Source organism: Coleofasciculus sp. B1-GNL1-01 (assembly GCF_040220235.1).
In the GTDB taxonomy this organism is placed as follows: domain Bacteria; phylum Cyanobacteriota; class Cyanobacteriia; order Cyanobacteriales; family Coleofasciculaceae; genus Coleofasciculus.
Genome location: NZ_JAVJTO010000140.1, coordinates 1 through 15,543 on the forward strand (window position 1 = coordinate 1; position 15,543 = coordinate 15,543).

11 protein-coding genes and 1 tRNA gene are annotated in these 15,543 nt (G+C 44.8%); 8 read left to right on the forward strand and 4 right to left on the reverse strand.

Going from position 1 to position 15,543, the window contains the following annotated elements:
- Positions 1-341 precede the first annotated feature (341 nt).
- From RID53_RS32045 to coaBC, 4 genes are all read left to right on the forward strand, one after another.
- Positions 342-713: a DUF1818 family protein gene (locus tag RID53_RS32045; RefSeq protein ID WP_446391945.1), complete on the forward strand. Its 372-nt coding sequence runs from the start codon at positions 342-344 to the stop codon at positions 711-713.
- Positions 714-791: 78 nt separating this feature from the next.
- Positions 792-865 (forward strand) — tRNA-Pro (locus RID53_RS32050).
- Positions 866-1,069: 204 nt separating this feature from the next.
- Positions 1,070-1,282, forward strand: coding sequence for a protein IsiD (gene isiD / locus RID53_RS32055; RefSeq protein ID WP_446391946.1), 213 nt, complete (start codon positions 1,070-1,072; stop codon positions 1,280-1,282).
- On the forward strand, positions 1,279-2,481 hold the full coding sequence (coaBC, locus tag RID53_RS32060) for a bifunctional phosphopantothenoylcysteine decarboxylase/phosphopantothenate--cysteine ligase CoaBC (protein WP_446391947.1): 1,203 nt from the start codon (positions 1,279-1,281) through the stop codon (positions 2,479-2,481). Before isiD ends, coaBC begins: the two co-directional genes overlap by 4 nt.
- Before the next feature lie 138 nt (positions 2,482-2,619).
- On the opposite strand, the gene RID53_RS32065 is transcribed toward coaBC, so the two are convergent.
- From RID53_RS32065 to RID53_RS32080, 4 genes are all read right to left on the reverse strand, one after another.
- Positions 2,620-3,387 carry a response regulator gene (locus RID53_RS32065; protein WP_446391948.1) on the reverse strand — a complete coding sequence of 256 codons (768 nt, stop codon included), beginning with the start codon at positions 3,385-3,387 and terminating at the stop codon, positions 2,620-2,622.
- A 10-nt stretch (positions 3,388-3,397) separates the two neighbouring features.
- Positions 3,398-3,844 carry a response regulator gene (locus RID53_RS32070; RefSeq protein ID WP_446391949.1) on the reverse strand — a complete coding sequence of 149 codons (447 nt, stop codon included), beginning with the start codon at positions 3,842-3,844 and terminating at the stop codon, positions 3,398-3,400.
- Entirely contained in the window at positions 3,828-9,665 is a 5,838-nt protein-coding gene (locus RID53_RS32075) for a protein kinase domain-containing protein (protein ID WP_446391950.1), read from the reverse strand. Before RID53_RS32075 ends, RID53_RS32070 begins: the two co-directional genes overlap by 17 nt.
- 322 nt (positions 9,666-9,987) lie before the next feature.
- Positions 9,988-10,587 carry a gamma-glutamylcyclotransferase gene (locus tag RID53_RS32080; protein WP_446391951.1) on the reverse strand — a complete coding sequence of 200 codons (600 nt, stop codon included), beginning with the start codon at positions 10,585-10,587 and terminating at the stop codon, positions 9,988-9,990.
- 364 nt (positions 10,588-10,951) lie between these two features.
- Here RID53_RS32080 and RID53_RS32085 point away from each other — a divergent pair, with 364 nt between their 5' ends.
- The 4 genes from RID53_RS32085 (at position 10,952) to RID53_RS32100 (ending at position 15,265) form a co-directional block, all read left to right on the forward strand.
- Positions 10,952-11,467, forward strand: a complete 516-nt coding sequence (locus tag RID53_RS32085) for an LptA/OstA family protein (protein WP_446391963.1) — start codon at positions 10,952-10,954, stop codon at positions 11,465-11,467.
- A 376-nt stretch (positions 11,468-11,843) separates the two neighbouring features.
- Positions 11,844-12,572, forward strand: a complete 729-nt coding sequence (lptB, locus tag RID53_RS32090; protein WP_446391952.1) for an LPS export ABC transporter ATP-binding protein — start codon at positions 11,844-11,846, stop codon at positions 12,570-12,572.
- Positions 12,573-12,654: 82 nt separating this feature from the next.
- Positions 12,655-13,797 carry an LptF/LptG family permease gene (locus RID53_RS32095; protein WP_446391953.1) on the forward strand — a complete coding sequence of 381 codons (1,143 nt, stop codon included), beginning with the start codon at positions 12,655-12,657 and terminating at the stop codon, positions 13,795-13,797.
- A gap of 394 nt (positions 13,798-14,191) precedes the next feature.
- A complete protein-coding gene (locus RID53_RS32100; RefSeq protein ID WP_446391954.1) occupies positions 14,192-15,265 on the forward strand; it encodes a hypothetical protein in 1,074 nt (357 codons plus the stop codon).
- The last annotated feature ends 278 nt before the right edge of the window (positions 15,266-15,543 follow it).

The window sequence follows — 15,543 nt, forward strand, 5'->3', positions numbered from 1 at the left end:
CGTGCCCAGAAGATTCTGAGTCAGTTTGAGGGCTTTTTTGATGCTGAAACAATTGCCAAAATACCTGACGAAGCCTTTGCCCTATTGGTGGGTGTATTTCCTTATACAATTCAGATGATTCGAGATTCGCCAAGGAACTAATAATGCTTCAGATGAGGATATTACGTTTTGTGAATATTGGACTCATCCGAAGCAAACACCAATGATACAACTTACTGGCTGAGTTAAAACAGTGAGTAAACTCATGATCGAGTAACCATGAACCATTCCCCCAATCCAGTTCTAGAGAGTTCCAATCCTTCCTGGATAGTAATCCGAGATTGGTTGGAAAAGAATGACCAATGACCACAGAACGAATTGTCAAAACTGGATCAGGTTGGCGTCTAGGTTGGAATCCTCAGGCAACTCATTATCAGGGGTTAGTGGGTACAGATGAGTGGGCAATTGAGCTGACTCAGGCGGAGTTAGACGATTTTTGTCGATTGTTAGCACAGCTTGCTCAAGCCATTGAAAACATCGCTGATGAGTTAGTTGATGAGGAGAAAATCACCTGTGAAGCCGAAAGTGACTTGCTCTGGATGGAAGTAGAAGGCTATCCGTCTGCCTATACACTACGCTTTATTTTGAACCAGGAACGTCGTTGTGAGGGGAGTTGGCAAGCCCAAGCTGTTCCCGGTTTACTGCAAGCGGCTCAGTCTCTAAGAGTCTTTTGATACCAAATCCGCCTTTGTGTGTAGGGGCGACCCGCTTGCATAAATGATAAATCCTATGATAACCTAGGAAAGGTTTCACGGGGCGTAGCGCAGCTTGGTAGCGCACCACTTTGGGGTAGTGGGGGTCGTGGGTTCAAATCCCGCCGCTCCGATCGCAAGATAAGAATTGACCCTGGAGATGTTTATTTCTCTAGGGTTAATTCATGGTTAAGGATTCATGACTCAAACCGAAGAATCTTACCAGAACCTTAACAAAAAAAGTCCCCAGTTCTGTCCTTGAATGGCGATAATAGAAACGCGGCGGTAATAGCGCTCTGTGCAATGTACATCAATCCGATTCAAGAGAGGCGTGAACAATGGCAACGTTAACCATGTCCCAGCGTGATTTGTCGGCTTTCACGAAACAGGATGTTGCTGAATTAGCAGGACGTTTAGAACAGGACGAATATGAAAATGCGTTTGCGGGACTAGATGACTGGCATGTGCTGCGGGCGCTAGCCTTCCAACGTCCGGAGTTGGCAGAACCCTACCTCTACTTGCTAGACCTAGAAGCGTATGATGAAGCGTGAATGAGTCGCGGCGAGTATTGATAGGTATAGGCGGTGGTATCGCCGCCTATAAAGTTTGTCAGGTGATTTCCACCCTGTTTCAGGCTGGGGTGCAAGTTCGGGTGATTCTCACCCAGGCGGCTCAAGAATTTATCACCCCCCTGACTATTTCCACCCTCTCGCGCCATCAGGCGTATACTGATCGCCTATTTTGGCAACCGATTCATAATCGCCCGGTTCATATCGAGTTGGGTGAATGGGCTGATTTATTCGTGATTGCCCCTCTTACCGCCAACACGTTGGGCAAATTAGCTCACGGTTTAGCGGATAATTTATTAACCAATACCGTTCTCGCCTCCCATTGTCCCGTACTCCTTGCCCCAGCGATGAACACGGATATGGGGGAACAGCAGGCAGTACAACGGAATTGGCAGCAAGTTTTGAGCGATCCCAGATATCATACGGTGGGACCCGGTGCCGGACGATTGGCGTGCGATCGCATTGGTGCAGGGCGCTTGGCAGAACCCTCCGAGATTCTCGCTGCTATTTATTCAGTGTTATATACAGGTGGTAAGCGGAATTTACTCGGCAAACAGGTATTAATTAGTACAGGTGGCACCAGAGAACATTTAGACCCCGTGCGCTTCATTGGCAACCCTTCTACAGGTAAAATGGGATTGGCATTGGCACAAGCCGCCAAGCATCGCGGTGCCAAAGTGGTGTTAGTTCATGCGCCTCTAACCGAACCCATTCCCCCCGATATTCAGGCAATTTCAGTCGTCAGTGCTGCTGAAATGCGTCAGGTCATGTTATCTTATTTCTCCGAAGCGGATTTGGTAATCATGGCAGCCGCCGTCGCCGATGTCAAACCTGCTGATCATACCTCAGAGAAATTACCCAAAGCCCAGCTTCCCACTGCCTTAGCTTTAGAACCTGTACCGGATATTTTGGCAGAGTTAGGACAGCGTAAACAAACTCATCAACAATTAATCGGCTTTGCAGCACAAACTGGCAATATTGTCAAGCCTGCGTTAGAAAAATTAAACGCCAAGAATTTAGACGCGATCGCCGCCAATCCGATTGATCAGCCGAATGTTGGATTTGCCAGCGATACCAATCAAGCTATTTTCATCGATAAACAGGGACGCCAGGAGTCGGTTCAACCGTGCAGCAAACTTGAACTCGCCCACGCCTTGTTGAATTTTATCAGTTTGGAGTAGGTTTGTAGTAGGCACTTTAGTGCCTAAAAAGCTGAGGGGGTGACACGGGACTTGAAGGTACTACTGGGTATAGGGTGTAGGGAAACATTGAACTAATCTCAGGGAGTCACCAAAATATCCACCTACTTACGGACAGCCTTATTCATGAATATCTCGTCCTTCAGCAATCAGTAAAACCACTTTTCCAGCTTCATCTTTTAACGGTTTAAGGGAGAAATCCATGCGAATCATGATGCTTTCCTGTTTGCGAAACTGAACATCCTGTCGCACCAAATCACCATTAGCCGCCTTTTTAATCGCCGCTTTCAACCACTCCTGTATAGAGGGGCAGTGATTCCAACACTCCAGTTTCCATACGGGCAAACCGAGTAAATCATCTAATTGATAGCCACTCGCATTTAATGCCGTTTCATTGATATCCACAATCAGCCCTTCTGGAGTCAGCAACATCATCGATTGAAAGGTTTGATTAAAAATTCCCCGAAAACGTCGTTCACTATCCTGGAGTTTTTTGAGAATTTGTCCCCGTTCAATCCCGTAACGAATCGTTTTCACCAATAAGGGAATGGTAATATCATCCTTAAGTAAATAATCTTGCGCTCCATGCGCCATTGCTCCTAGGGCTAATTCTTCGTCATTGGCTCCCGTTAACACAACAATGGGCAGATGGGGAATCGCCTCTCGGAATTCGGTAACGGTTTCTAAGCCATCAGTATCAGGAAGATTCAGGTCTAACAACACTACATCAATGGGGAGATTTGTACAACTCTCAATCGCATCAGCGAGTCGTTCAACATGATGCAATTGCCATTCTTTTGGGTCTAAACGTGAAAATCGATGACGCTGCAAGCGAGCATCACTAGGGCTATCCTCCACTAATAGGACATGAATTAGGTGTTTGTCCATAGGACTGGTATCACTCCGAGGGCAATTGAACCGCCGCTAACCAAAATTCTTCCAATAGCTGAACCATTCGCATAAACTGTTGAATATCGATAGGTTTGGTAATATAGCAGTTGGCATTAAGTTCATAAGACTTGAGTATATCCTCTTCATCCTCTGAAGTTGTGAGAACGATCACTGGAATCCGTTTGAGCGTGGGGTGTGATTTGACCGAGGTTAATACTTCTTGACCATCCATTCCCGGCAAATTCAAATCCAACACAATCAAATCCGGACGGGGGCTGTTCGCATAATCTCCTTGCTGGAGTAAGTAGTCTAGGGCTGTTTCCCCATCTTCCACCCAATGTAGGTTGTTGGCAATTTTAGCTTGCTTAAAGCTGATCTGGATCAGATTCGCGTCACTGGGGGAATCTTCCACCAGTAAAATTTCAATGGGTCTGAATCTATAACGGCTGTTCATCAGGGGATATCAAACAGGGAAGGGTCAAGAAAAATGTGCTACCGACTCCAGGTTGAGATTCCACCCAAATCCGTCCACCGTGGCGTTCGACAATTTTCTTACAAACGGCTAAACCGATACCTGTACCCGAAAACTCGCGCCGGGTATGGAGACGTTTGAAGATGACAAAGATACGGTCGAGGTATTTGGGTTTAATCCCAATTCCATTATCCTTTACCTGAAACAGCCATGCATTCTCTGTCAATTGTGCCTCAATCTGGATGTGAGGGGGGCGATCGCGGCAGAATTTGATCGCGTTGGCGATGAGATTTTGAAACAGTTGGATCACTTGAGTGGGATCAGCCTGAACCGTGGGGAGGGAATCGTAGGTAATCGTGGCTTGGCTTTCTGCGATCGCCACCTGTAAATTCTCCGTCACCTGATGTAGGATGACATTACAATCTGTGGGTTTTCCTTCGGGGGGACGAGTCCCTAGGCGAGAATACATCAGCAAGGCTTGAATCAACTGGCGCATTCGGGTTGCACCATCAATGATAAATGCCATATAGTCTTGGGCGGATTCATCGAGTTGATCCAGGTAGTCTTGTTGCAACAGTTGGGTATAACTTGCCACAGCGCGTAAGGGTTCTTGTAAATCGTGGGACGCTATATAGGCAAACTGTTCTAATTCTTGATTCGATCGTTGGAGTTCCTGGGTGAGTTCTTTAAGTTTTGTTTCCGCCTCGCGACGTTCAGCAATTTCCGTCTGTAAGACGTTATTCATGGCGCTTAAGGCTTGGGTGCGTTCTTCGACTCGCCGTTCTAATTCTTCTCGGGCATTTTGTAAGATATGTTCCGCTTGTTTTTGCAGGGTGATATCTTGGGACATTACCATTCCGGCAAAAATTTCACCTTGCTCATTTTTCACCGGAAGCGTATACACTTGATGGGTGCGATCGGCAAATATCATTTCCGATACATTCGTTTCTCCGGCTAACGCTGACCGATACAGGGGTTCGATTATTTGACAAACATCGGGTGATAAGACATCTGTAATAGTTTTTCCTTTTAACTGTTCCGGCTCAAAGCCGCTAGCCCTTACCCCCTCCCCTTCTGCTAACAAGAAGCGTAACTCTCGATCAAATAATAAAACACTACCATTCGGAAAGTTTTGCGTCAGGGTTCGATAAAGTCCCTCACTTTTACGCAAAGCGGTTTCTGTGCGTTTGCGTTCGGCAATTTCCGCCTCTAAGGAATGATTAAGTTCCGCTTGTTTTTGCCACAGACGAGCATTTTTAATCGAAATCGCGGCTTGGGCTGATATTAGATTTAAGAGTTCAACTCGTTCGGGCGTAAATGCCGCGATCGCTAAATTATTTTCTAGATAAAACAGTCCAATCAATTGTCCTTGGTTGAGCAGTGGCGCACAGACGATAGATTTGGGTTGATTGTGCTGAATATAGGCATCGGTAATAAATCTATCCTCAGATGTGGCATCATTTAAGACTAAAATATCTTGCGTCCGGCTGACATAATGGATAATCGTGGTGGGAATATCTTGGCTGGTTTCTAAGGGAATTGATTGCAAGACAGCAATACTATCCAAATCTCCCCGACACGTTGCTTCAATCCGTAACTGTCCCTGCCAATCCAATAGTAGAACGCCTTGTGTCGCCCCAGCATTTTCGATTAACAGCTTCATTAAGCTAATCAGCAATTTATCCAGGGCAATTTCACTGGAAAGCACTTGGAATGTTTTAATAATCGTGGTCAAGTCTAGCACAGCGGCAAGATGACTCCCCGAAACTGAGTCCGTATTTGAATTGGTAAGTGTATCTTTGATATTAACCGAGGTTAAGGCGTCGGTAAATAAGCCAGGATAAGTCTTCTCTAAATCTTCAACCTTTCGCTTGGCACCCCAATGTTGATAGCCCCAGCGTGCTTTTTGCATATAGAGTTGAGCAAACTTCACCTTACCTTTACTCCACCAAAACTTTGCGGCTAATTCATTGGCTAAAGCCTCATGGTGAATAAACCCATTGGTTTTGGCTAAATCAATGGCTTGATCATAAAAGTCCATCGCTTTTTCCGTTTGACCAGAAAGCCGCGCCATTTCTGCATTAATTAATACATAGTTATGCCGAAAGTTTTCTGGGCAATTGTCTGCCCAACTTTTCATCTGAGCTTGAGCAATAATCAATGTTTGCCAATAATCAGCTTGTTGACTTTCCGCCGCCTGAGGATAGAGTGCAGTTAGAATCAGGGATCTATAAAAATTATGTTCAGCTTGGGTAAATAGACCACGAATAAAGGGCAGGTATTTTTCGGCTGATTTAATCCAATTAAGTGCTGCTTCCGGTTGATTGTAAAGATAGAGAACCCAGGCTTTAATACTGTAAAATGTACAAAGACCACCAAACGTCTGATAAGTCTGGCAGGTGGCTAAATAATTAGCTTCACTCATCTCATCCGTATCAAATACCTCTTTCGCTTCCGTTCGTCCACATAAATTCCAAATAGGCAGTTTACAGGCTAAAATCATATCTGTTACCCATTGATTTTGAGTTTTGCGGCTAAAGTGCAAAAATGTATCAGCTTGGGTAAGGATATCAGTTAAGCTTGAGCCTTGATTGAAGGCATTATGAAATTGATTGTTTAAGATATAGCCAACATATTGAAAATCCCCCGCTTCCATTCCCGCCTGATAAGCTTCATGATTAATCGACTCAGCACATTGAATCGGCTTGATCCAGGAATTCAAAAATGTCGCCAAGAAATGATGGGTGCGACTGATATAAATTGGATGATTAAAGGTTTTGCTCAGTTGACAAGCCAGTACACCAAAGGCATACCCAGACTGATAATCTCCCCAAAGGGAACCCAGGAGTAATCCATAATTAGAGTAACCTTTGGCTGATTCAGGAGCATTGCCATATTGTAGGGATAAATTGACGAGTTTTACGGTAATCCAGGCATAACTATCTTGATCAAAGAAATACGTGGGCGGATCAAGGCTTAATAGTAGATTAACTGCCGCTTTTGTCGCCGTATCAGTCATGTAGGGTAAATCAATTAGACTGGCAATATGCCGATTTCCTAAATTCCGTTTTAAGTCGGATAATTCAGTATTTAAGCCGCTTTTTACATTAGTGTCGGGAAAATCGATGCCGATTTTTTTGAGGGCTTGGCGTCCAACTTGAATAGCTTCTTCATAGTTGGCTAGCATGGTATGCTGAACAATAAGCAGGTTATACAGTTCAGCCTGTTCTACAACGGATTTAGCTTGAATTAAACTCTGATGAATTAAATGCTGTGATGATTCAAAGTCACCATTCAGATATTCAACTTCAGCGAATTCCTTATGAAGTTTTAAAGTTAATGAATACTGGTCAGTCCAGCTTGTTTCACTTAAGGTTAATAGTCCGTAGTTTAGATAATCTCTAGCGGCAGTATAAGCCGTTGCTGACTTCGCTTTTTTGGCAGCCGCTAAGTTTAACCGCGTTAATTCAAGTCGTTCGTGAGGGGTGGTAATCGCGTAACCTTTCCAATTGAGATGATCAACAATATCAAAAATTCGCTCATATTTTTGATAGGGGGATAGCTGGGCAAGCAACAGCCGACCAATACACCAGTGAACGGTTTCTTTTGTTACTTTATCCATTAAAGCATCAACCGCTTGTTGTACGCGATCGTGCGAAAACTTATAATATTGAATTAAATGAAAATAGTTTTGCGATTTTTTTGCCTGGGGTTCAATTAATCCTAACTGAATGGCTGGATATAAATCATCCCAGGTTTGATCCGGAATTTTCTCATGAATTTTAGCAAGTAAATCGAGTTGAAAATGATTTCCGATACAAGCGGCTAAACTTAAAACATGTTGAGTGCTTTCCGGAAGCTTTTTTAACTTGCTAATCATCAACTCCACCACGTTATCTGTAATCGCCGTTTCTTCAATCCGGTCGATATCCCAAGTCCACTGACCAGAACCTTCGTTGGTGGAAGAACTAAAGAAAATCAGATTTTCTTGGGCGAGGGTTTTGATAAATTCTTTAATAAAAAAAGGATTTCCGGCGGTTTTACGCACTATGAGTTCTGCTAAATCAGTAACAGCTTGAGCATCTCTGTGTAAAGTTTCAGAGATTAACTCAATAACGTGTTCCCGGTTCAGGGGGGTTAAGATAATTTGGTTAAGAATAACGCCAAGACTACAAATTTTATCGAAGCTAATCATTAAAGCATGATTAGCTTCAACTTCATTGTCTCGATACGCACCAATGAGGAATAGATGGTGGATTGGGTCATCTGTCAAAATAAATTCCAGCAACTTTAGGGTAGCCGCATCAGCCCATTGTAAATCATCTAAAAAAATGACTAAAGGATGTTCAGGTTGACAGAAAACCCGCATAAAGGCTTGAAATACTAAATGGAAGCGATTTTGGGATTCGGCTAATCCCAATTTAGGCACTTCTGGCTGAGTGCCAATAATCAGTTCAATTTCTGGAATGACCTGGATAATAATCTGTCCATTGCGACCCAAGGTTTCCAGTAATATTTTTTTCCATTGCCTAAGTTGGGCTTCACTTTCAGTTAGAATTTTTCGGATTAATTTAGAGAAGGCATTAACCAGGGCTGAATAAGGAATATTGCGTTGAAATTGGTCAAATTTTCCCCTAATAAAATAACTGCTTTCCTGGATAATCGATGGACGAATTTGCTGGATTAAAGCGGACTTACCTACACCAGCATCACCCGTAATCAAAATGATTTCACTCAACCCTTTTGAGAGATTCATTGCCCCCTGCCCCTTCGGGTAACAGGCGATGCGAAAGAAAGCGGCGAGGAGTGCTTGGATTTCACGTTCTCGACCATAAAGTTTTTGGGGAATTTGCAATATTTTCCCCAAATCGTGACATCCAAGAGTAAATTCTTTGATTTTGCCAGTTGTTTTTAATTGGTCTAAACAATACTCTAAATCTGCCTTGAGTCCTACAGCACTTTGATATCGCTTTTGCGGTATTTTTTCCAATAGTTTCATGACAATATTGGAAATGGCTTGAGGACAAACTTTGTTTAGCGTTAATTCCTCCTCGTCCCCACCTTCTCCAGCGCCCTTATCCTTTTCCTCAACACTATTTGACTGCAACGTTACATGAGGGGGGAGAGGCTGTTGAGCCAGATGGCAATAAATCAACTCCATGGGTTCATCTTTATCGAAAGGAAGATGATGGGTTAATAATTCATAAAGAGTGACACCTAAGGAATAAAAATCCGTGCGGTAATCTAGAGGACAATCCATCCGTCCAGTTTGCTCTGGTGATAAATAGGCTAAGGTTCCCTCTACACTAGGCGATTGTTTGAGCGAATGATTTTCGCTGGATACGCGAACTGCAATACCAAAATCAATGATTTTGAGTTGTTCCGTTGCTGGATTGAAAATAATATTTGATGGATTAATATCTTTATGAATTATATTGACGGCGTGGAGTTGACCTAAGCCTTCTGTAATCTTAATCGCAATGTTCAGGATATCGGACAGTGAAAATTTTATTGTATTGAGTAATACGTTTAATGATTCTCCACCAATGTCTTCAAATATGATCACCAACCTATTCTGATAAGTGAGTAAGTCGTAGGCGTGAATGACACCCGCCAGTTGCCAGTTATGAGTAATTTCGTATTCAGTTTTATAGCGACTAAGTTCTTCAGACGTAGGATAGTCGGGTTGGAGAAGTTTCAGAATAACAGGTTGAGTATCGACCTGTCGGATTCCCCGATAGACTATAGAATTAGAGCTTTCGTATATTTTGGAGAGAATCTGGTAACCCGGAAGGATAATCACGGTGGGATTTCCCTATTAGTGCGCTGTTCCAGACGTAGGAATGGTACGTCTATCTAAAAACGGTAGCATTTTGATGGGAAAGTGTCTCTTTTTTTATAGGATTAGTGATAGGTGTTAGGTTTTTTAGCTTCCAACAGACAATTGACACCCGACACCCGATCCCCTACACCCTTGCTCAACCGAGCTTTTCACCTTAAGTTGACACCAATGACAGCCCTCACCCCCAGCCCCTCTCCCAACCTTGGGAGAGGGGAGTCAGAGGGGAGTCAGAGGGGAGGGATGATATAACGCACAATCACCCGATTCTTGTCGGAGGTGCTGACTACGCGGAACGTAAGGATTGGGTTTGCCAGTGACGCTGTTGAAGCTGGTGCATGTGGTTAAAGAGTTGCCAGCAGTAGGATTCGCTTAACCCACAAGTAATAGCCCCACGCAGCACAACATTAAAATACCAATCGTTTGGTGCTAATTCTTCGGCTAATTTTTCCACAACCACATAAGTCCGGACATTGTGATAGATTCGTCCTTGACAAGACACTTCTATGGTTTCTCGTCGATAGCCACCACGGGGTACTTCTTCCCGGTGATCAAGAGGATCACTAAATCGCTCAGGTAAGCGGTATAAGACGCCTTCAACCGTTGCCTTCGTATCGGGTACGATATCAAGTACACCACAGTTACGCCGTGCTGATTTGCGGTTAAATCCCAGTCTATATCCGTTGAGAACGGCTGAGCCTAGGACGAAAGCATGAGTATTTTCACCGAGCGATCGCTTTAAATCTACAGGACACATGCAGGAGCCATAGGCAAAGTAGTAAAAGGTTGGCTCTGTCTGGGGGAACTGTAGCACATTAGCTACGGGTGAAGACGCTTCAAGAGACGGTGAGGGTGAATCTTGGCGATCGCGAGGCTGAGTTGTCATCGCTGGCTAAAGACTACAATACTAAACGGCAAAGGCTTAAGCAATCTATTGTCAACTAAGTCAGGGGAACGAACTGTAGCCGATTTTTCATATTAAATTAGTGTAGCTCAATCCTGAATCAACCCTGTTAGTAGAATCGCAACCGCGATCGCACCAACGCAGGCGATATCATAAATGTGGGTAGTACAACACGCTAAAGAGGAGAAACATTGGCAAGTGCTGACTCGTCAACAGAGTTGACCAATCGCCTCTATAAGCAGCCTGGTGTCTTCGAGTCAGGAGAACCGCTAGGCTTTCCCGGAAAATTTGGCGTACACTACCCACAGCAAGATTGCAAACTTTGGCGTTACTTACCCCTGAACTCATGAAGTCCTGCTTATCCGACATGGCTAACCTGAAGCGGCGTCTAGGCATAGCGCTGATACTGCCAATTAGCCTCATGGGAGCAATCGCGCTTCCGACTCCCCTCAAAGATGCCCAAGCCCAAACTGGGGATGGACGTGCCATCACGGTTCGGGCAGATGTTCAAGAAGCCAATTCCCAAACCGGTGTTGTCACAGCGCGGGGGAATGTACAAATTGATTATCCGGCTCGCCAAATTCAGGCAACGGCGGCTCAAGCTCAATATTTTAGTCGAGAACGGCGTATTGTTCTCACGGGGAATGTTTATGTTTTGCAGCAAGGTAATAGTCTGCGTGGTGAAACGATTACCTATTTAATTGATGAAGGGCGTTTTGTTGCTCTACCGAAAACTGAACAACAGGTTGAATCGATCTACATTGTGTCTGATCCAGAAGCTCCAACTCAACCTGTCGCGCCGCCTGTAACTCCTCCGTTTAATCCAAAACCTGTGTTCAAAACTCCAGTGAGTGATCCATAATTGTTATTTGTCATTTGTCATTCGTCATTCGTCATTCGTTAGCGCCGAAACCCTTGAGATATCGTAGGGTGGGTTTCGACTTCGCTCAACCCACCAGCATAAGCTGTTCGGCATTTAAACCTTAATGTCAATAATGACGAAATCCTTGTAGTGCGTTAAGCGAAGCCATGCCGCAGGCTTTGCATCTTGCTCGCTACTAATACCCAATTTAAATGCATGACAGCTTACCAGTCAGTACCCTTCAACTGAACACTAATCGGGGCGGGTTTAGTTACATCTGGGTGAAAAGGAAACGATAATAGTCCAACCCGCCCCTACAGATGTGCCATGGCACGTCTGTACACATTACACAACTCCTTAACTGAGGTAGCTATTCTTGAAAATCGCTTTAGAGAATATTCATAAATCCTATAACAAAAAGTCTATCGTTAACCGCGTCAATCTATCGGTGGCACAAGGAGAAGTTGTGGGGCTACTCGGTCCAAATGGTGCGGGAAAAACGACCACATTTTATATTGCTATTGGTCTGGAAAAACCCAATCAAGGAACAGTATGGTTAGATGATAATGACATCACCAAGCAGCCAATGCATCAGCGGGCGCGTTTTGGGATTGGCTATTTGGCGCAAGAACCTAGTATCTTTCGGAATCTGACTGTTCGAGATAATCTGCGACTGGTGCTAGAGCAAACGGGTGTACCGCGTCAAGAATGGCGCTGGCGGTTACGAACCTTGATCGAAGAGTTTGGCTTGGAAAAAGCAGCGAATACGATTGGGAGGCGGGTGTCTGGGGGTGAACGTCGTCGCACCGAATTGGCAAGAGCGTTAGCTTCAGGCGTAGAAGGACCCAAGTTTTTATTCTTGGATGAACCTTTTGCTGGGGTTGATCCGATTGCGGTGTCTGAGATCCAGAAAATCATTGCCCGGTTGCGCGATCGCGAAATTGGCGTTTTAATTACAGATCATAATGTCCGCGAAACTCTAGCCATCACCGATCGCGCCTATATCATGCGAGATGGGCAAATTTTGGCATCGGGTAGTGCGGAAGAACTTTACAACAACCCCTTGGTGCGACAATATTACTTGGGTGATGAGTTTCAAAAATAATCCTGGCTATTTCTCGCTGTTTCGTAAATAGCCCTCAAACCCATACATAAACATAAGACGAATGATATAAGACGCATGACGAATGACGATCCGTAAATCTCTACCTCTTTTCTCCTTTATTCCTGGCGTATCGGTGATGGATCGTTATATTATCACCGAACTCATTCCCCCATTTTTATTTGGGATGGGAATGTTTTCCTCAGTGGGGGTAACCATTGGTAGCTTATTTGACTTGATGCGGAGAGCGGTGGATGAAGGACTACCAGCCACATTGGTGCTGAAGGTTTTGCTGTTGAGTTTACCTCAGTTTATGGCGTATGCTTTTCCTACATCTGTCTTGTTAGCCACCTTATTGACTTACAGCCGTCTTTCTAGCGACAGTGAACTGATTGCGTTGCGAAGCTGCGGGGTGAGTATTTATCGTCTAGTGCTACCCGCGTTATTACTGAGTTTGATTGTCACTGGCGTAACCTTTGGATTTAATGAATACGTAGTCCCCGCCTCTAACTATCAAGCAACGATAACCTTAGAAAAGGCATTAGGAGAGGAAAAACCCACCTTCAAAGAGCGCAATATCTTCTATCGAGAATATGCAGAGGATAAAACACTCAAGCGCTTATTCTACGCTCAAAATTTTGATGGTGAGCGGATGAAGGGCTTAACCATTCTCGACTGGTCTCAGCAAAGTCTTAACCAAATTGTCACCGCTGATTCCGCAATATGGAATATAGCGCAAAGCACTTGGGATTTCTATAACGGTACGATTTATTTAGTGTCACCGGATGCCTCTTACCGCAACATCGTGCGGTTTGAACACCAACAACTACAGTTGCCTCGCATTCCCTTGGATTTGGCGAGAAAAGACCGCGATTACGATGAAATGAACATCACTCAAGCCAGAGAACGGCTAGAGTTAGAGCGCCAGAGTGGGGATGAAGAGGACGTTCGCAAGCTGAAAATCCGCATCAGTCAAAAATTTGCCTTACCCTTTGCTTGCGTCGTTTTTGGCTTAGTCGGGGGATCATTAGGCAATCGACCTCAGCGTACCAGTAAAGCGACAGGCTTCGGGATTAGCGTGTTAGTGATTTTCGCGTATTATATGCTAATGGCGATCGGAGATGCTCTGGGATTGAGTAACTACCTCCCGCCCTTAATCTCGGCGTGGTTGCCCAATCTGATGGGATTTGCGGTTGGCGGATTTTTATTAATTCGAGCCGCCCGATAGTAGGGGTTTGGTCTCCAAACCCCTCAACTTGAAGGGGTGACTCTTCGGAAAGGTGGTTAGGGTGTCGGGTGTGGGGGTGTGGGGTGTGGGGAAAATCTTCTGTGTGAAGGACTAACTCTTTGAACCCGTTGAAACGGGTTTGGTGCTTTTAGCCCCAACTTTAGTTGAGGGCTTAAGTCAGCTCAACCGAACAGCATTGTGCTATAACCTGTCCGAACGGGTGAGTCGCAGAGTCTATCACATTAGATATAATTAGTGGGTTGCACTACAGAACCAACCGTTTACTCAGAAAAAATCAATCCTTTAAATTATTTCTGTAACAAAAGTTACATTATCCGACTTATTCTGACTCGGTTCGTTCAATTTTTGTCAAATCATACTATCGGCTTGCGCTATGTCATCTCCCAATCAAGTGCCTGCGTATCTGCGCTATTTAAAAGCCCGACTTCACCCCTTAAGAGAACCCAAATTTTGGCTATCAGTCATGGGCTTTGGCTTAATCGTGCTGTTTGTCTGGGAATTTTGGCAGAATCCCAATTGGTTGAGTTTTTTGGAAGAAGACCCAATCCGCGAGCAATTTGAGAACTCAACGGATGAGACAACGCTTTCGGCTGAAGAACTTGCCGCTAACATGGCAGATATTGACAGTTCGGCAGTCCTGATCGAGGAATTTGACCAACAGAATGCTTTAGCATTGGCTAATCTACCGAACCAGAAGCCCGGAGACAAAAAAAATTCCTTGACCGCATCGGCATCCAAACCGCCGTCAACCTCTACTCCCTCAATCCTAAATAGCGCTGCTGAGTCAAAACCAAGCTCCAGCAATCCCTTCGCCAAAGCCTCACGAGACTTTCTCATGGGGGATATTTTATCGGGGAAGGGACTCTTTCCTGACCCGAATATGTTAAGTTCGGAGCCTTCGTCGTCAAACTCAGAAACGACTTCTGCGAATGCTTTCCAAGAATTGACTGAGGTGTCAGGAACTGAGGCGTCTCAAACGAGCAATCAAAATTCTGAGCAACTGACTCAACGTTCTGATACAAGTCCAAGTCAAACCGTGCCAACCTCTAGGACGAGTGAACAAACCCGAGTTCCAGCACGAACGACACCAAGGACGACAACCAACCGTGGGATGATACAGCCTAGCTACCCTCCGGCTTCTGTACCGACGGTCTCTGGTTACAATGGTGCCGGACAGCCCACCTATCCAACAGGGGTGACACCGAATGCATCGGTTTACAACGGTGCTGGACAGCCCATGTATCCCTTAGTTCCTGCCCCTCCAGTCCCAGCAACGGGTGTCACCTCCTCTCCGGTGATGCCAACTGCACCTGCTAACTCCGCTAATGTTGGACAATATTCGACTCCATCGAATAGCATTCCTAGCGCCGGAAATAATCCGACACCAATTACACCAGGGTTACAACCGAGTCAGCTAAACCGTTCACAATTAAATGCTCCCCGTTAGGGAGAGAAGGTTATTGGTTTATCCGTTAATTTTGTTCCATTACCCGCCCCTAGGTTAGATTGTTTGCCACGATATTAGATGGATAGATGAACCGGAAACCAGATAATAAAACCTACCCTGTTTTCCAGGGCGATCGCAGCTTCTAAATGTACATCCCAAACATGTAGGGGCGGGTTTAGGAATTAAATTAGGAGACCGATCTCAAATTGGACAATGAAACCCGCCCTGCCCCCAATCTCAAGACTACGATGGTGATAATAGGGCACGGCAATGCCATG